Origin of the sequence: Flammeovirga sp. EKP202, assembly GCF_014534745.1 — a bacterium.
GTDB lineage: Bacteria > Bacteroidota > Bacteroidia > Cytophagales > Flammeovirgaceae > Flammeovirga.
The window spans coordinates 120,433-138,999 of record NZ_JACVVP010000015.1 but is presented as its reverse complement, the minus strand read 5'-3'; the positions used below and the strand labels follow the sequence as shown (position 1 = coordinate 138,999).

General features: G+C 35.7%; 10 protein-coding genes. All 10 read left to right on the top strand.

Annotation, left to right across the window (positions count from 1 at the left end; all coding sequences use genetic code 11):
* The first annotated feature begins 231 nt into the window (after positions 1 to 231).
* The 10 genes from IC221_RS11465 (at position 232) to IC221_RS11420 (ending at position 18,567) form a co-directional block, all read left to right on the top strand.
* Positions 232 to 1,896 carry a sodium:solute symporter family protein gene (locus IC221_RS11465; protein ID WP_188169108.1) on the top strand — a complete coding sequence of 555 codons (1,665 nt, stop codon included), beginning with the start codon at positions 232 to 234 and terminating at the stop codon, positions 1,894 to 1,896.
* Positions 1,897 to 2,047: 151 nt separating this feature from the next.
* Positions 2,048 to 4,327: an FAD-dependent oxidoreductase gene (locus IC221_RS11460; RefSeq protein WP_188169107.1), complete on the top strand. Its 2,280-nt coding sequence runs from the start codon at positions 2,048 to 2,050 to the stop codon at positions 4,325 to 4,327.
* 167 nt (positions 4,328 to 4,494) lie between these two features.
* Entirely contained in the window at positions 4,495 to 5,214 is a 720-nt protein-coding gene (locus IC221_RS11455; protein WP_188169106.1) for a helix-turn-helix domain-containing protein, read from the top strand.
* Between the two features lie 55 nt (positions 5,215 to 5,269).
* On the top strand, positions 5,270 to 6,772 hold the full coding sequence (locus tag IC221_RS11450) for a glycoside hydrolase (protein WP_188169105.1): 1,503 nt from the start codon (positions 5,270 to 5,272) through the stop codon (positions 6,770 to 6,772).
* A gap of 36 nt (positions 6,773 to 6,808) precedes the next feature.
* Complete coding sequence (locus IC221_RS11445; RefSeq protein ID WP_188169104.1) at positions 6,809 to 8,302, top strand: arylsulfatase; 1,494 nt, start codon at positions 6,809 to 6,811, stop codon at positions 8,300 to 8,302.
* Positions 8,303 to 8,306: 4 nt separating this feature from the next.
* Complete coding sequence (locus tag IC221_RS11440; protein WP_188169103.1) at positions 8,307 to 9,734, top strand: sulfatase; 1,428 nt, start codon at positions 8,307 to 8,309, stop codon at positions 9,732 to 9,734.
* Positions 9,735 to 10,275: 541 nt separating this feature from the next.
* Positions 10,276 to 13,389 (top strand): TonB-dependent receptor, encoded by a 3,114-nt coding sequence (locus IC221_RS11435; protein ID WP_223241358.1) that lies wholly within the window; start codon positions 10,276 to 10,278, stop codon positions 13,387 to 13,389.
* 9 nt (positions 13,390 to 13,398) lie between these two features.
* Positions 13,399 to 15,081, top strand: coding sequence for a RagB/SusD family nutrient uptake outer membrane protein (locus IC221_RS11430; protein ID WP_188169101.1), 1,683 nt, complete (start codon positions 13,399 to 13,401; stop codon positions 15,079 to 15,081).
* Positions 15,082 to 15,189: 108 nt separating this feature from the next.
* The gene (locus IC221_RS11425; protein WP_188169100.1) at positions 15,190 to 17,118 is read left to right on the top strand and encodes a sulfatase; all 1,929 of its coding nucleotides are present in this window, start codon (positions 15,190 to 15,192) and stop codon (positions 17,116 to 17,118) included.
* A 24-nt stretch (positions 17,119 to 17,142) separates the two neighbouring features.
* On the top strand, positions 17,143 to 18,567 hold the full coding sequence (locus tag IC221_RS11420) for a sulfatase-like hydrolase/transferase (protein ID WP_188169099.1): 1,425 nt from the start codon (positions 17,143 to 17,145) through the stop codon (positions 18,565 to 18,567).

Sequence of the window (18,567 nt, the reverse complement as noted above, 5' to 3'; positions counted from 1 at the left end):
ATGATAAAGGGATGACTTTTTTCATATCAAATGACAGAATTTTTCGATTCAAAAGAGTAGTTTACTCAATGATTTACAGTATGTTCAATGTGAAATGTAATACTTTACATCGAAGAATTCCAAGAATGTGCTATTTTTTAAGTAAGAAATTTAAAATAGTAGAATAAATATTTAAAAGTTAAATCTATTATTGCTATATTAGCAATATAATAAAGAAACTAGTTTTTTAAGATGGGAGCGTTTGATTTTTTAGTGATACTGATTTTTTCCCTAATTGTATTAGGTGTAGGAATTACATTTTCAAGAGAGAAAGATTTAAAAGGTTTTTTCGCTGGGGGAGGAGCAGTCCCTTGGGGTATGAGTGGTTTGTCACTCTTCATGGGCTTTTTCTCAGCAGGAACTTTTGTAGTATGGGGTGCAATTGCTTATGAATATGGTGCAGTGGCAATAGCGATTCAATGGACAATGTGTATAGCAGGCTTCTTAGTAGGTAAATTTATCGTAGATAAATGGCATAAAACAGGAGCTGTTACCGTTGCGGAGTATTTGAGATTTCGATTTGATGGAGATACTCAAAAGGTGTTTACTTATTTATTTTTATTGATGTCTTTTGCATATACAGGTGCATTTTTATACCCTGTAGCAAAGATCATTAGTGTCTCACTTGATGCCTCTATTTATACCTGCATTTTGGTGTTGGGGGTGTTCATGATCTTATATACCACACTTGGCGGATTAAAAGCCGTGATGGTGACAGATGTATTACAATTTGTAATTTTATTATCCGCAATTATTATTGTGATTCCGTTGGCATTGAATTATGTAGATGGAGTAGACAATTTTGTCAAAAACTCTCCAGAAGGATTTTTTGGTCTAGTCAATAAACAATATTCTCCATTATTCCTTTTGTCATTTGGAGTATATAATTCAATTTTCATAGGCGGTAACTGGGCTTACGTTCAACGTTATACATCAGTTTCTACCCCTAAAGCAGCTAAAAAAGTGGCTTACTTATTTGGAGGGCTATACATTTTCAGTCCAATATTATGGATGCTACCTCCAATGATTTACAAGGTAGTAGATCCTAACCTGTCAGGTTTAGAAATAGAAGGTGCTTATTTATTGATGTGTCAAAAAGTACTTCCAGAAGGAATGTTAGGATTAATGATCGGAGGAATGTTATATGCAACAGCAAGTTCGGTCAATGGTTCATTGAACATTTCAGCTGCTGTGATCACAAATGATATTGTTTTAAAATTAAAACCTAATTTATCAGACAAACAAAAAATACAAGTAGCCAGGATGGCGACGATTTTCTGCGGAGTGTTTGCAATTGGTGTTGCATTACTTGTTCCATCAGTTGGAGGTATTGTCAATGTGGTCTTGAGTATTAGTGCAGTTACGGGTACTTCCCTTTATGCTCCTCCAATTTGGAGTTTGTTTTCAGATAGATTAGGAAAATCACAGATTATAAAAATTACGATTGCAAGTTTATTGATTAATGTATTACTTAAAATTCTGCCAATGGTGATTGATTGGGAAGGATTAAGTAGAGCAATTGAGATGTTGATAGGTGTGGTAGTACCATTTACGTTATTAGCAATCAACGAAATGATTCAAATGTCAAAAAATAGCATGGTGAGTCATCAAGTGAATGAAATTGCAAAAAGACGTGAGGAAGTGGTTGAAACAGCAGGAACCAATGCTTTTAGTTTGAAAGTAATGAGTTATTCATTATTTGCGGTGTGTGTGCTCTTTTTTGGAATTGCCCTAACGGGAGAAGATGGCTGGACATGGTTAGTCGGTATAGGAGTGATCATCGCCATTTTGGCTTATAGCTTACTAAAAAAAGCAAATAATGTAGTCAAGGAAGAAAAAGAAATGATTGTTTATTAAATATTTAAAAGAATAAGAAATAGCTCCAGTGGTGTGTCTGCCTTATCACTTTTGGAAATGCGAATCACATTTTCAAACACTGGAGCTTCATTATTATAAATGAATAGAGAGTTATTCAAAAAAATTAGTTGGAAAACTAGACGAGAGAATTATGATTCAGGAATCTTATAATAAAAATAGGAGCCTAAAAGAGGTGGCTATTGACACGGATTTATTAATTGTAGGTGGAGGACTATCAGGTACTTGTGCCGCAATTACAGCAGCTCGACAAGGAGTAAAAGTTGTTTTAGTACAAGATAGACCAATATTGGGAGGTAATGCTTCTAGTGAGGTGAGATTGTGGGCTTTAGGAGCTACTTCTCACATGGGAAATAACAATAGATGGTCGAGAGAAACAGGTGTGACAGGTGAAATTTTAGAAGAAAACCTTTATAGAAATAGAGAAGGTAATGCTTTAATTTTCGATACAATTCTGATCGAAAAAGTAAAGCAGGAAGAGAATATCACTTTACTATTGAATACTTCAGCTTTTGAGGTAACTCATGAAGATACAAAAATTCAATCTGTAAAAGCTTTTAACAGCCAAAACTCAACACTTTACAACCTAAGTGCAAAGCGCTTTTGTGACGCATCTGGTGACGGAGTACTTTCTTTCTTAGCCGGTGCATCATTCAGAATGGGGGCCGAAACCATTGAGGAGTTCGGCGAAAAAATGGCTCCAAATGTAGAGCAGTATGGTGAGCTTCTAGGACATACCATTTACTTCTATACCAAAAACACCGACAAACCAGTGAAATTCACACCTCCAGCCTATGCATTGAAGGATATTGAGGAATTACCTAGGTTTAAAAATATTCAAGCCGATCACACAGGATGTAATTATTGGTGGATTGAATATGGAGGGCGTTTAGATACGATACATGAGACCGAAAATATCAAATATGAGCTTTGGAAAGTTGTATATGGTATTTGGAATTATATCAAGAATTCAGGAAAATTCCCTGAAGCTGAAAACATGACCTTAGAGTGGGTTGGTACAGTACCTGGAAAGCGTGAAAGTCGTCGTTTTGAAGGGTTGTACATGATGAAACAGCAAGATATTATTGAACAAAGAAGATTTGATGATGCGATTGCTCATGGTGGTTGGGCGTTAGATTTGCACCCTTCTGATGGCGTGTATTCCTCTCTTCCAAGTTGTACTCAGTGGCATTCAAAAGGTACTTATCAGATACCTTTACGAACGGCTATAAGTAGAGATATCGATAATCTATTTTTTGCAGGTAGAATTGTAAGTGTTTCTCACGTTGCTTTTGGTTCTACAAGAGTGATGTTGACAAGTGCAGTAGCAGCAGAAGGAGTAGCAGTAGCGGCAGCTTATTCTATTCAAAATGACGTGCTTCCTTATGAAACCATTGAAAAAGAACACATTGAGAAGATTCAACAAAAACTGTTAGAAAAATCATCTTATATCCCTCATGTTAAGTTGGATAAATCTGGTTTTATTTCTTCAAAAGCGAATGTTTCTGTTTCTTCAGAATTAAACCTGACAGAATTAAGGTCTTCAAATATTTGGAAAACGTTAGAAATGCCATCTGCTCAGATGTTGCCTATTACAAGGGATCAGCAAACACTTTCTCTTAGAGTTCCAGTTATTGCTGCCAAGGAAACAACAGTAGATGTTGAATTAAAAGCAAGCCTTGAAGCGACAAACTTCACGCCTGAAAAAGTGATTGGTATTCAATCAACAGAAGTGGAAGCAGGACGTCATTTTGTTGATTTAAAGTTTGATGTTTCAGCTTTAGGTGACACTTATGTGTTTGTATGTTTTGCTCCAAATGCGGATTTACAATTGAATTATTCTGAGGACAGAATCACGGGTATTTTATCAGTATTTAGAAAAGAAAATAAAGCAGTCTCTAATTTTGGGCAGCAAGAACCACCAAAGGAAATTGGGATTGATGGGTTTGAATTCTGGACACCACAACGTCGTCCTGAAGGCCAAAATATCGCGATGCAATTAAAAACACCTTTGTTCATTGGTAAAAAAGAGAACTTGGAGTCAGGAGTTACTCGTCCAGTACAATCAACCAATGCATGGATTGCAGCATTAGATGATGCTTACCCAACTTTGACTTTAGAGTGGGAAGAAGTACAAGAGATTTCATCGATTAAATTGTTCTTTGATGCCGATTTAGATCACGCCATGGAAAGTACACAATTTGGACATCCAGAATCAATTGTACCTTACTGTGTAGAATCTTTTAGAATCAAGGATGAGACAGGGAAATGCCTTTTCCAAACAGTATCAAACCATACAACATTATGTGATGTGAAGTTGGATCAGCCGGTTAAAACTTCCAAGTTAGTGATTGAATTGGATCGCAAGGATAGTAGAATTCCAGTTGCATTATTTGATGTTATTTGTAATTAAATGTTATTGCTAATAGTGAAATAACGTATTGTTGATGTTTTTGTAAAAAAAAACAATTTTGCCCCTCTTTTTGATTAAATAAGTTAATAAAAGGCTGTCACAATTTTGTACATTGCAAGAAATAATTCAGCAGTATATAATAAAATTTTCTAATTAGTGGACTGACTATGATTAGATCAAAAAGACCGGCACAACCAATCCAGGGCTTAATTGATGGATTGGAGGTGTTGCAGACATTAACAGTATTGGACAAACCGGCTTCAGTGAAAGATATATCTGAAATGCTAAATATGGAAAAAACTAAGGTAAACCGACTTCTTAGAACACTTTCTTTTTTGGGTTATACTTATCAAGATAACCAAAGAAGATACATTCCAGGAGCGGCGGTCCATGTTTTAGCGGCACATTCACTACATGCTTCTAAAGTGTTTCAGATTGCATTCAAGTACATTGAACCACTTTTGGAATTAAATTGTGTAGTAGCAATTGGTGTTTTGTGGAATAACCACGTTTCTTATTTATATCACTGGACACCGGGTATGTCAACAATGGAAGCTATTGGTAAAATGGCCGTTTATCCTTTAGAAAAATCATCAATAGGACAAATATTATTGGCACATAGAGATCCAACAGATTTGGATTTTGTAGCTAAGGACTTAAACTTAAGTCAAGAATATTTAGACCAATTGAAAGTAGATAAGGAGAATGGTTATAGTGTTATCAAGAACGAGAAGACTAGTGTTGCAGTAAGAGTGAACACGGCAGATGAAATTGCAATAGCTCTTTCTGATTTTGATGGAAACCACTCCAATGAAGAAGTGATTGAATTATTGAAGAAAACAACACTTCAAATACAATCAGCTTTTCAAGCGGCTTCCGGAAGATAATTTCAACCCTAAAGTCTATCGTTTCATTTAACGAAATATTCTGTTATTAAAAGAAATGAAAAGACTTAGTGTTATATTCATTACACTACTTTCTTGTGTTCAACTTTGGGCACAAGAAAGTAGTTCTTCTCTCCAACTTCACCTCAAAACTTCTGAACGTCATCAATTGATTGATCATTTTGGAGCTTCTGATGCTTGGAGTATTCAATATGTTGGTAAAGAATGGGGGGAATCCGAAAAAAAGAAAATGGCACAATGGCTTTTTTCAAAAGAACTTGAAAAAGATGGATCTCCTAAAGGTATTGGCCTTTCAACATGGCGGTTTAATATTGGTGCTGGTAGTGCTGCTCAAGGGGATGCATCAGAGATTAAAGATCCGTGGAGAAGGTCTTTTGGAATTTACGATTCACTGACCCAAGAAGTGAAAATTACAAATCAAGAAGGTCAGCTTTGGTTTCTCAAAAAAGCAAAAGAATTGGGAGTTGAACATTTTACAGCATTTGCCAATTCACCACCAATTGCACTTACCAAAAATCACCTTGCTCATGGAAATGGAGAAACTTCATTAAACCTTTCGAAAGAGAATTATTCCCATTATGCACATTTTTTAGCCCAATTTTTAATTGAAATGGAAAAAGAAGAGCTCCATTTTAATCTAATTTCACCTTTCAATGAACCTCAATGGGATTGGGGAAAGAAAAACGGTCAAGAAGGAACCGCTGCTCATAATGAAGAGATGGCAGCTGTGATTAGAGAAATGGATGCAACCTTCCAACAAAATAAATTAAAGACAAAGATTGAAGTAGCGGAAAGTGCTCAGTACAATTACGTGTACGACCCTTCTTCAAATCGTCCGGACAGAGACCATCAACTATGGAATTTCTTCCATCCTGAAAGTGCAAATTATATTGGTGATTTAAAGTCGGTTTCGCCTACTTTTTCAGCACACGCTTACTTCACTACATCACCTTTAAGTAAATTAAAAAGTAGTCGCCAAGTGATTGGAAACTTAATGAAGGATTATAAAAATCTATCTTTTTACCAAAGTGAGTACTGTTTGCTTGAAAATAATGAGGAAGTAAAAGGAAAAGGTAAAGATTTAGGAATTGACCCGGCATTGTATATCGCTAAAGTAATGCATTATGATCTTACGATTGCCAATGCTTCTTCATGGCAATGGTGGATAGCAGTAAGTCCTTATGATTATAAGGATGGCTTAATTTACGTGGATAAAAAGGATATGACAGTTGTGGAAGATTCAAAATGCCTTTGGGCGTTGGGTAATTATTCAAGATTTGTACGTCCGGGTATGCAACGCATTACTGCGGCACTCGAAGGACAGTATGACGAGGACCAACTATTAGTTTCTGCTTACCAATCCAAAAAACAAACTGTGATTGTCATTGTAAATTTGGCAGATGAACCTTATGACATTACAATGCCTTCCAAAAAACAAAAACAGGTGTATGTCACTTCTTCTACAGAAAGTTTAAAACACCAAAAGTGTGGAGGGAAGCTCTCTATTCAATCAAGATCTATTACCACAATTGTGGAGTAAATTAAAAAGAAACGAATTATTACAAACAGAATAAATATGAAAAACAACTTCAATTATTTTTTATTCATCGTAGCATGTATAATCAGTTCATGTTCAACGAATAAATATCAGCAAAGTCAAGATGGTAAGAAGTCGTTGACTAAGCAACCTAATATTGTTTTTATTCTTGTAGATGATGCAGGATGGGGCGATTTTAGTTGCTATGGGCAAGAGAAATTTACCACTCCCAATATTGATGCATTGGCTCAAAGTGGAATGAAATTCAATAGTCACTACGCAGGAAGTACAGTTTGTGCTCCTTCGCGATCGACTTTAATGACCGGTTTACATACGGGCCACTCACCTATCAGAGGAAACAAAGAAGTAAAGCCGGAAGGTCAAGTGCCAATTCCGGCTGATATTGCTTCATTGCCAAAAATGATGCAGTCAAAAGGCTATAAAACTGGTATGTTTGGAAAATGGGGATTAGGGTATCCAGGTTCTGAAGGAGCACCAAATAATCAAGGATTTGATGAGTTTTATGGTTATAACTGTCAGCGATTAGCACATACATATTATCCTTTGTATTTACGTCATAACGGTGAAAAAGTAATGCTTGAGGGCAATGAAGAAGGAGGTCAAAAAGAATATACGCATCATCTAATTCACGATCAGGCATTGAATTTTATTGATGAAAATAAAGATGAACCCTTCTTCTTGTACCTGCCTTATACCATTCCACACGCGGAAGTTGTAGCTCCAGAAGATTCCATTTTCCAACACTATAAGGAAGTATATCCAAAAGGTAAACCGTATGTAAACAAGAGAAACCATAATCCAAATCTGACGCATGAGCAACGTTTTATGATGGGAACATATGCAGATCAAGAATATCCAAGGGCAGCATTTGCTACTATGATGCATCATTTAGACATCTCTGTAGGCGAAATTATGGATAAATTGAAAGAGCATGGTTTGGATGAGAATACAATCATTTTCTTTTCTTCAGACAATGGCCCACACTCAGCAGGAGGTGCCGACCCTAAGTTTTTCAATTCTAATGGTCCTTTCAGAGGGATTAAAAGAGATCTTTACGAAGGTGGTATTCGAGTACCTATGATTGTATCTTGGCCAAATGTAATCAAGAAAAATACAGAAACAGATCACCCTTCAGCATTTTGGGACGTTTTCCCAACATTGGCTGATATTGTGAGAGCAGACATAGAAGAGAAAGCAAACATTGATGGTATTTCTTTCTTACCAACTTTATTAGGTGAAGATCAAAAACAGGAAAAACATGATTATTTCTATTGGGAATTTCATGAAAGGGGAGGATCGAGAGCCATTCGTATTGGAGATTGGAAAATTGTACAAAACAAGTTGAAGCAAAAAGCTAAAAGTAAAATTGAAGTGTATCATTTACCTTCAGACCCAGGGGAAGAGAACGATGTTGCGGCAGAGAATCCGGAAATTGTAAAACAAGGAGAAGAGTTGTTTAAATCAGCTAGAATCCCCAATCAAACTTTCCGTTTTCCAGTAGATAATATTTAATACAATGAAAAGAGTTACCACACTATTATTGCTGTTTATATGTTGCTCTTTGACAATTTTTGGAGCAGATAAGAAACCGAAAAAGCCAAATATTATCTTATTTTTTGTAGATGATATGGGATGGAAAGATCCTTCGTTTATGGGATCTGATTACCATGAAACTCCTAATCTAGATCAGATGGCCAAAGAAGGAATGGTGTTTTATAATGCTTATTCTTCCGGCCCTAATTGTGCTCCGTCAAGAGCTTCAATGATCTCAGGTCAGTACACTCCTCGTCATGGTAAGATTGCCGTTTGGGATGCCAAAAGAGGCCCTGAAGATAAAATGCGTTTGGAACCAGTACCTGATCGGGAACTTTCTTTGGACAACTATACCATGGCAGAAGCGCTAAAAGATGGTGGTTACGTGACAGGAATTTTCGGCAAATGGCACATTGCAGGAGAGGCTTCAGAACAAGGTTTTATGGTGGATCAGTCGACTGAACCCAAAGAAATCAAGTTCAAGAAAACAAATGATCCAAAGGATATTTATAAGTTGACAGATGAGGCTTGTGCGTTTATGGAAGACAATAAAGACAATCCTTTTTTCCTTTATTTACCTCATCATGCTGTACATGCAAAATGGGAAGCACGCCAAGAAATGATAGACTATTTTCAAGCAAAAGAAAAAGGAGAATTACACAACAACCCCGCTTATGCAGCTATGGTAAAACATACAGATGAAAGTTTGGGGACAATCTTGAAGAAAGTCAAAGAACTTGGAATTGATGACAATACCATCATTATTTTCACTTCAGATAATGGTTCTTTGGGGAAAATTCATCAAGACCCATTGAGGGGTGTGAAAGGAATGCTTTATGAAGGAGGGATAAGAGTACCGATGGTTGTTTGGTATCCGCCCAAAGTAAAAGCAGGTTCATCATCTACCGTTTCTGTTGTCAATACAGATTTTTATCCAACATTTTTAGATATGGCAGGATTGAAAACTCCAAAAAATAAAATATTGGATGGAGAAAGTTTAAAGGATCTGTTTTATGGTAAAGAGGAAACTCTAAAGAGATCTTCTATCTTTTATCACTATCCTAATTATCTGGATGGAAAAAATCAAAGAGGAGGAAGAGATTCTTACTTTAGAAATCGTCCTGTTACTGTAGTTATTAATGGAGATTGGAAATTATTATTCTTCCATGAAGAGTATATTCTTGATGGAGGAGTGGATCGAATCAATGAAAATAACATGGTAGAACTTTACAATATCAAAGAGGATATTTCGGAGTCCAATAATCTAGCATTAAAAAATAATGAAGTAAGAGATAGACTTCTAAGTGATTTGCAACAATGGATGGATAAAACGAATGCCCGTTTAGCAATGAAGCCTTCCAAAGAAAATTATAGGCCACCATTCCAACGTGGTAAAAAGAAGAACCATTAACGTAGTAATAAATACAAAATAGTAGTTAAGCAAATTAAACTGGCAGCTTTTTATTTATAATAATCAGCTGCCTCTTTTATTAATTGATACAACAGTTACATGTCTCATTAATTTTAAACTCACTTTACTAAAAAAATAAAAATCATTATTTAAAATGTTCTTAGTACTAAGTCAAAAATAAATGATAACTAATTCTTATTTATTTTTTGGGAGTACAACGCTAAAAAACGTATGAATAGTGGTTCTATTTAGCGTTTTTTGAAGGAAGTAATCGCAAAACAATAAATGGAATTAGTGGTATATAATTTTGTCTTGGTACTTTACATCTTTTAAAGATATCGATTAAAGTACATCAGCTATATAGTTGTCTTTGATTTGGCCTGTAGAAGGAAGTTTGGCCCTATTTTTAATATATAGTGAACACAAATTCATTTTTAGGGTGTATTAGCTAAAATTTTCTCATTTAAATAACATTTTTTTATAATTAGTGTTGAAAGTACATACTAAATTGCTATATTAGCAATATAATTAAAGGCAGGCATTGATTATAACAGATAACGTAAAAATTGCCGACAACACAATTTTTAACTTTTTCGCTAATTTTTTTAAAGAAGAGTTTATGCCGATTACAGTATTGATGAAATGGCGCATATTATTACTTAGTATGATGGGAGTTTTCCTTTGGAATACTGCCATAGCGCAACAACAGGAACAGATAACAATTTCAGGAACGGTCAAAGACCCTGATGGAATTCCGGTTATCGGAGCTAACATTATTATTGCAGGTTCAACAACAGGAACAATGACAAACTTTGATGGAGGTTTTAAATTGGGAGTACCAGCAAATTCAAAAATCATTGTAACATCCATCGGATACGAAGATAAAATAGTAAATGTAGGGACAAGTACAGAATTACACATTGTGCTTATAGAAGCACAAGAACAACTGAATGAAGTCGTAATTATTGGTTACGGTACGCAGAAAAAAGCGGATTTAACAGGTGCAGTAGCAACAGTAGATGCTGAAGTTATTGCAGAAAGAAAAACTCCTCAATTATCACAGGCACTTCAAGGATCAATTCCGGGTGTAACAGTGACTAGAGATAGTGGAGCTCCTGGTTCTACGGGTGATATCCTCATTAGAGGGCAAACGACTTTAAATAACAGTAGTCCATTGGTAATGATTGATGGTGCTCCTGGTGATATTGATGATGTAGATCCTGAAGATGTTCAATCATTAACCGTTTTAAAGGATGCTGCTTCGGCTGCAATCTATGGTTCAAGAGCTGCCGCAGGTGTGATTATCATTACAACAAAAAGAGCTAAGGAAGGAGAATTAACAGTTACTTATAGTGGTGATGTGGGAATTCAAAGACCAACTACATTACCTGAAATGGTAGGTGTTCAGGATTATTTCAGAATGCAAAATGAGTATAAAGAAAACGATGGTTTAGCACCACTTTGGGATCCCTATTATATTGATAACTATAGAGATAATTCAGCTGTTAACCCTGATTTATACCCCAATACTGATTGGCAAGGTGAGCTATTGAAAAATAATGCAGTGCAACAAAGACATAATTTTTCAATTGCTGGTGGTAATGATGTAGTGCGATCAAAAATGTCTTTTGGTTATTCATCTCAAGAAGGATTAATACCTAATTATAATTGGGAGAGATATACTTTACAATTGAATAACAATATTAAGATCAATAACAAGTTGAAAGGAGCTTTGGATATGTACTTAAGACAAAGCAACAAAGAACAACCTAATGAAGGACATCATTCTAACTCATTCTATTCTAGTGCTAGAACTCTTCCTTCTTTCTATCCTGCTTATTGGAGTGATGGTACTTTTGCCGATGGTAAAGATGGTCAAAACCCTGTCGCTTTCGTAAATAAAGGTGGTTACAAAGATAATCAAACGAACTTTGCAAGATTCAGAGCAAGATTAGATTTTGAGCCGATCAAAGATTTAACAGTTTCTGCTCAGTTAGCTCCAAAGTTTAATTTCAACAATACAAAAAGTATGTTGAAAGTGATTGACTATTATGACCTTGAAGGTAATTGGATAGGAAATACAGGTAAAAGCCAAGATAAATTAACAGATAATCGTAAAGAGTCTTATTCAATCAACCAGCAATACACAATTACTTACAATAAAAAAATTAATAAGCATAGCTTCTCAATTTTAGCAGGTTATGAAAGTAATTACTACAGAGAAAAGACGTTAGAGGCAGAACGTATTGGTTTTGTATTACCTGATTATGATGAAATAAACGCAGGTAATGTGGATATGTGGAGTAACAAAGGTGGACAAAATGAAAATGCACTTTCTTCACTTTTTGCAAGAGTTTCATACAACTACAAGAACAGATACTATGTTCAATCTAATATTAGATATGACGGTTCTTCAAGGTTCCATCCAGATCATAGATGGGGATTCTTCCCTTCAGTTTCAGCCGGATGGAATATTTCGAACGAAGAATTTTTAAACAGTGTAGATTGGTTGTCTAATTTGAAAGTTAGAGGCTCTTGGGGACGTTTAGGAAATCAAAGAGTAGGTAACTATGCTTATACAGCAAATATGAGTAGATCAAATTCATATGTTTATGCTGGTGGTGAAGTAGTTCCTCTAACATCTTACGCTCAGCAAGATATGGCCATTGAGAATATCACTTGGGAAACTACTGAAGGTTATGATTTTGGTTTTGATGCAGCCTTCTTAGATGACCGTTTAAATGTGAATTTTGATTGGTATTACAAAACAACTTATGATATCTTATTGAAACTAGATATTCCACTTTACTTAGGTTATGCGAATCCACCTTTACAAAATGCAGGTGTGGTAGATAACCAAGGATGGGAAATTTCTATGAGTTGGAGAGATATTATTAATGACGACCTTACTTATTCAATCGGTTTCAACTTATCAGACAACAAAAATACAGTGGTTGATATGAAAGGAGCGAACCAACTAGGTAATCAAGTCACGATGGAAGGACAAGAGTATAAGGCATGGTATGGCTATGAGAACTTAGGTTACTTTGGTGATGATCATGCAGATCATGCAAAATTGACAGGTCAAGAACAGCCAGGAGATATTCGTTATAAAAAGCAACCGGGTGGAGAAAGCGATATGATCAATGCTGAAGAAGATAGAGTAGTGATTGGTAGTTCTCTTCCAAGATATACATTTGGAGCGAACTTCAATGTAAATTACAAAAACTTAGATTTCGGATTAGTACTACAAGGAGTAGGTAAAACAGATGTAATGTTATCAAACGCACAGGTTCAGCCTTTTAGTGGTTCATTTAGAAACTATCCAGCATATATTGCAGGAAACTACTGGACACCAGAAAATACTGGAGCTACTTATCCTAGACTTTCAGATCAAGGTTCTAAATCAAACTATCAGAAATCTGATTTTTGGTTAGTGAATGGTGCTTACATGAGGATCAAGAACATCACTTTAGGTTATACATTACCAAAGTCACTACTTAAGAAAGTAGGAGTGAAGAAGTTTAGAATTTATGCTTCAGTAAATGATTTATGGTCATTTAACCATATGCCAAAAGGTTGGGATCCAGAAATCTCATCATCTGATTACCCATTGGTGACTACTTATATGACAGGTGTCAGTTTGAAATTCTAAAAAATGAAAATGATGACAAAAATTTTTAATCTAAGAAATATAGCCGTAGCTGCACTGGTTTTGTTTAATACTTCTTGCAGAGATTTGGATCTGTATTCAAGAACCTCTCCATCTACAGGTGACTTTTATTCAACAGAAGCGGAGTTGCAAGTAGCAGCAAATGAATTCTACAGAGATTTTATGTTCCCTACTGATACTGATAAGTACTCTGATAATGTATTTGCAAGATCAGGTACAGGACATGAATTGTATAAAGGTACTTCTACTTCTCAGTCAGGAATTTTTAAAAACAGATGGGCTGATTGTTATAAATCCATCACTCGGGCAAACATGATGCTTCATTATATGCATAGAGCTGAAAATGTAACACCAGAGGATGTATGGATGCAATATAGAGCAGAAGCATTATTAACAAGAGCTCATCAATATTTGTATTTGGCGACACACTATGGCGATGTTCCATTATTGTTAGAGCCCGTTCCATTGGAAGAAGCTTATGATATTCGTCGTACAGATAAAGAAGTAATTATCGATCAAGCAATGGAAGATTTGGACTTTGCTATCGAATTTCTTCCAGAAGCTTATGGAGATGCAGATGTACAACGTTTCACGAAGGCAAGTGCATTAGCTATTAAATCTCGTTATGCATTGTATACAAATCGTTATGAAGTAGCAGCTGAAGCAGCCCAAGCATTGATGGATTATGGTAGATTTGAATTATACCCTAATTATGGTGAATTGTTTTTAGAACAAGGTCAACAAGCAAATGAGATTATCATTGCTTTACCTCAATCATCAGCTTATGGTGAAAAGAGAAATATCCAATATGATATTCAGAGGAATGCTGGAGGGTTCGCTTCAACAACTCCTACATATGAGCTGATTGATAGTTATGAAACTGCTGAAGGGTTACGTATTGATGATGACGCAGCTTCATATAGCTATCTGAATCCTTTTGAGAACAGAGACCCTCGTTTGAAGATGAGTATTCTTACTCCAGGAGATTCTTTAATGGATTTGTATTGGGAACCTTTCAAAAAGGAAACATGGGATATTCAACAAGAGAAGAGTATTAAGAACATGGACTCTTGGTTATCCAACACTCAAGGTTCAGCTAACCCTTGTGGACTTTTATTCAAGAAAGGTTTTTCTGATGCCATGAGAGGTAGTTTTGATATCGTTGATGTTGATATTATTCTTTATCGATTTGCTGAAACCCTATTGATTTATGCAGAAGCAAAATTAGAATTGGGCCAAATTGATCAGTCAGTATTAGATGCGATCAACCGTGTACGTCAGAGAGCCTATGCTCAAGAAATTGCGGAAGGAGGAACTTATCCTGAAGTGGTAACAACAAATGCACAAGAATTAAGAGAAATTATTCGTAGAGAAAGAAGAGTTGAATTAGCGAACGAAGGTTTACGATATATGGACTTAATACGTTGGAACTTGGCGGATGTGGCATTAAACCGCCCTATGATCGGAATCAAGACAGAAGGACTTTCAGAAGAAAGTAATATGTTCTCTGCCATTCCTGAATTTGATGAAAACGGATTGCCGACGTACGATCATGTTATAGACAATCACAACATATTATTAAATAGAGTGTTTCCTGAACGTCAATATATTTGGCCGATTCCATTTCAGGAAAGTGTGACTAACCCTAGTTTAGGCCAGAATCCTGGCTGGTAGTAATTTTTTAAGGTAAAAAATAAAAAAGAAGAAAAAACAAGGAGCTTCTTAGGCTCCTTGTTTTTAAAAACCTGATAAGAAATCAAGAATTGGATACAAATTTAAACTATGCATATTGTTAGATATTTACTTTACTTTTTATGTATTCTAATGTGGTCTTGCACTGGCAATTCTACATCTCTTCCTAATGAGGAGGATAATTCAAAACCTAATATACTTTGGATTACACTAGAGGATACTTCTCCTCATTTTATAGGTGCTTATGGCAATAAACTGGCAAAAACACCGAATATGGACGCTTTAGCAAGAGAAGGTTTCAAGATGAATAATGCTTTTTCTACCGCAACAGTTTGTTCGCCCTCAAGGTCATGTATCATCACAGGTATTCATGCCAACCGATTAGGGACAGCCAATCATAGAAGTACCATAGAAATACCTTCTGATGTTAAAGCATTTCCCTACTTCTTAAAGAAAGCGGGTTATTTTACAACGAATAATAATAAAACAGATTACAACTTAGCAGAAGAAAAAAATAAGGTAAAAGAAGCCTGGGACTTTAGTAAGAGTAAAACAGGGTGGTGGGATAGAACTGATAGTGAACAACCCTTTTTCTCTGTTTTTAATCTAATGACATCTCATGAGTCTTACACTATGGTAAACCCTCATGCTTTTTATGAGAAAAAAGTAAGAAATGTTTTATCGGAAGTAGAGCTCACAAAACCAGAAAGTATTGAGTTGCCTCCATTTTATGCTGACAATGATGAAATGAGGTCGTATATGGCAAGAATGTATGATTGTATTACACTTACAGATAAAAAAATCGGAGAAATCATCACTCGCTTAAAAGAAGACGGACTTTTTGACAACACAATCATTTTTGTATTTGCGGATCATGGAGAAGGCTTACCCCGATTCAAAGGAGCGGGTTTGAACTTAGGACATCAAGTACCAATGTTTGTCCATATTCCCCAAAAGTATAAACATCTACTTGCAGCAGAAAAAGAGGAATTTGAGAATAGAGTCATTTCGTTTGAGGATTTAGCACCATCGGTATTGTCTTTGGCAGGAGTTGAAAAACCTCAGTATATGAAGGGTGAAAATATTTTTGGTCAAAACTACCAACGTCAGTATGTGTGGGGAGGTCGTGATGGTTGTGGAGAAGTGATTGATCAAGTGAGAACGGTTACAGATGGTCGATACACTTATGTGAGAAATTATATGACTGACTACCCTATTGTACAATGGCACAAGTATTCTGATAATGCAGCTATTTTGAAAAAAATGCATAAGGATACGAAGGAAAAAACATTGAATAATGTTCAATACCAAGTACTAGGGACAGGAAAAAAAGCAGAGTGGTTATTTGATAACCAAAAGGACAAATGGAATGTAAATGATTTGTCGAATGAGGAAGAGTATCAAGACGTTTTGGCAAAACTCAGATCAATAAATAAAAATGAAATATTGAATCAAAGAGATTTACATTTTATCCCTGCAGGACAGATGGACCGTTTAGCAAAAGGAAGCAATCCGTTTGAAGCAATGGCGGATGATAAAGTGTATCCTTTGGAAAACATACTTCATGTAGCTGAACTTTCTGGAAGAGGTAATTATTATAAAGACAAACAATTGGCCTATTTGGCTTCATCTGTACCAATGCAACGTTATTGGGCATTGGTAGGGCTTAGAGCTCAAGAATTGGATCTGGAAGACTTAACAAAAATTGAAAAGCTTCTTGAAGATGAAAATCTATTTAATCAAATAGAAGCAGCGACAATTTTATATCGAATGAAACATGATATAAAAGCCAAAAAAGTATTACAAAATCATGGCAAATCGGACAATGCGTTCATAGCATGGTATGCTATAAGAGCAGTTCAAATGATGCCAATTTCAGAGTACAAATCCTTTGAAAAGACTTTTAGATATGTGACTACTTCTTTAAAGGAACGAGCAAAACTTAACAGAAAGCATGAGATATATAACGCGATTAATAGTGCATCTCAAGCTCTTGAAATTATGAACTCTAATTATTAACCAAGCATTTGAAAATTAATAATCATGAAGAAATTTATATCGTATTTATCAGTAGGAATTCTACTGTTTTCCTCTTGTCAAAAGACACAAAAAGAAACTTCTAAAGTCAAAGAAGAGAAGTTACCTAATGTAGTGATTTTCCTAGCAGATGATGCAGGTTATGCAGATTTTGGCTTTCAAGGTTCCAAAACTATTCCTACACCTCACTTGGATAATTTGGCAAGTGGTGGAGTAGTTTTTACCGATGCCCATACTACATGTTCGGTTTGTAGCCCCTCAAGAGCGGGGTTACTTACTGGTAGATACCAACACCGATTTGGCCATGAAAACAACTTTTTATATGGTAAATTTGGTATGGACACTACAGAGGTTACCATGGCAGATGTTTTAAAGACAAAAGGTTATAATACAGCACTTTTTGGAAAGTGGCATTTAGGAACACAAGACTATTTTCATCCCAACAGCAGAGGTTTTGATGAATTCTATGGCTTCTTAGGAGGACACAGAGGTTATTTCTTTAACCCTGATAAATACGATGCAGCAAATAAGACTTCTACACATATTAATCATAATGGTAAACACGAGGCCTTCGAAGGCTATTTAACAGATGTATTGGCAGATAGAGCGATTGACTTTATCCGTGATAACAAAAAAAGCGAAACACCTTTCCTGGCTTTATTGTCTTTCAATGCCGTGCATACACCTTTACAAGCTAAAGAGGAAGATTTGGAGAAATTCAAAGATCACCCTCGACAAAAAGTAGCGGCGATGACCTATTCTTTAGATGAAGCTATTGGTAATGTGATGAAGACATTGAAAGAGGAAGGATTGGAAGAAAATACCATCGTCTTTTTCTTTAGCGATAATGGTGGAACGGGCAATGGAGATAACAGCCCATTGAAAGCCAATAAAGGGTACGAGTTTGAAGGAGGACACCGAGTACCTTACTTAATGTATTGGAAAGGACAAGTAAAAGGAGGAGTTACTTATGATGGGTTAACTTCTACACTGGATGTGATGCCGACTATTTTGAAAGCTGCAGGTATTGACAAAACGTCTAAGGCACTTGACGGTGTGGATCTATTGCCTTACGTGAAAGGTACAAAAGAAGGAATGCCACATGATGAATTGTACTGGAGAATTGGAGATTGGAAGGCCGCTCGCTATAAAAATTATAAATTAGTGAAGGCAGAAGGTGTTGGTCATGTGGTTTACAATTTAGATAAAGATATATCTGAACAAAAATCTTTAAATACTGAATTACCAGAAGTAGAAAGCCAATTATTGGATAACTTAAACAACTGGGAAAATGATGTAATTCCTGCAGCGTGGCCTGGTACAGCCGGATGGACTGAAGTAAAAAGATATGCTTACGGAGATCTTTTTGAAAATCGTAAACCTACCATTACAAGTCCAGGTCAATTGAAGAAACTCAAGACTCAAAAATAG

What these genes read in the sequence shown, in the direction of transcription:
- IC221_RS11465 (WP_188169108.1), top strand. Translation starts at nt 232, where the DNA reads ATGGGAGCGTTTGATTTTTTAGTGATACTGATTTTTTCCCTAATTGTA.
- IC221_RS11460 (WP_188169107.1), top strand. Translation starts at nt 2,048, where the DNA reads ATGATTCAGGAATCTTATAATAAAAATAGGAGCCTAAAAGAGGTGGCT.
- IC221_RS11455 (WP_188169106.1), top strand. Translation starts at nt 4,495, where the DNA reads ATGATTAGATCAAAAAGACCGGCACAACCAATCCAGGGCTTAATTGAT.
- IC221_RS11450 (WP_188169105.1), top strand. Translation starts at nt 5,270, where the DNA reads ATGAAAAGACTTAGTGTTATATTCATTACACTACTTTCTTGTGTTCAA.
- IC221_RS11445 (WP_188169104.1), top strand. Translation starts at nt 6,809, where the DNA reads ATGAAAAACAACTTCAATTATTTTTTATTCATCGTAGCATGTATAATC.
- IC221_RS11440 (WP_188169103.1), top strand. Translation starts at nt 8,307, where the DNA reads ATGAAAAGAGTTACCACACTATTATTGCTGTTTATATGTTGCTCTTTG.
- IC221_RS11430 (WP_188169101.1), top strand. Translation starts at nt 13,399, where the DNA reads ATGATGACAAAAATTTTTAATCTAAGAAATATAGCCGTAGCTGCACTG.
- IC221_RS11425 (WP_188169100.1), top strand. Translation starts at nt 15,190, where the DNA reads ATGCATATTGTTAGATATTTACTTTACTTTTTATGTATTCTAATGTGG.
- IC221_RS11420 (WP_188169099.1), top strand. Translation starts at nt 17,143, where the DNA reads ATGAAGAAATTTATATCGTATTTATCAGTAGGAATTCTACTGTTTTCC.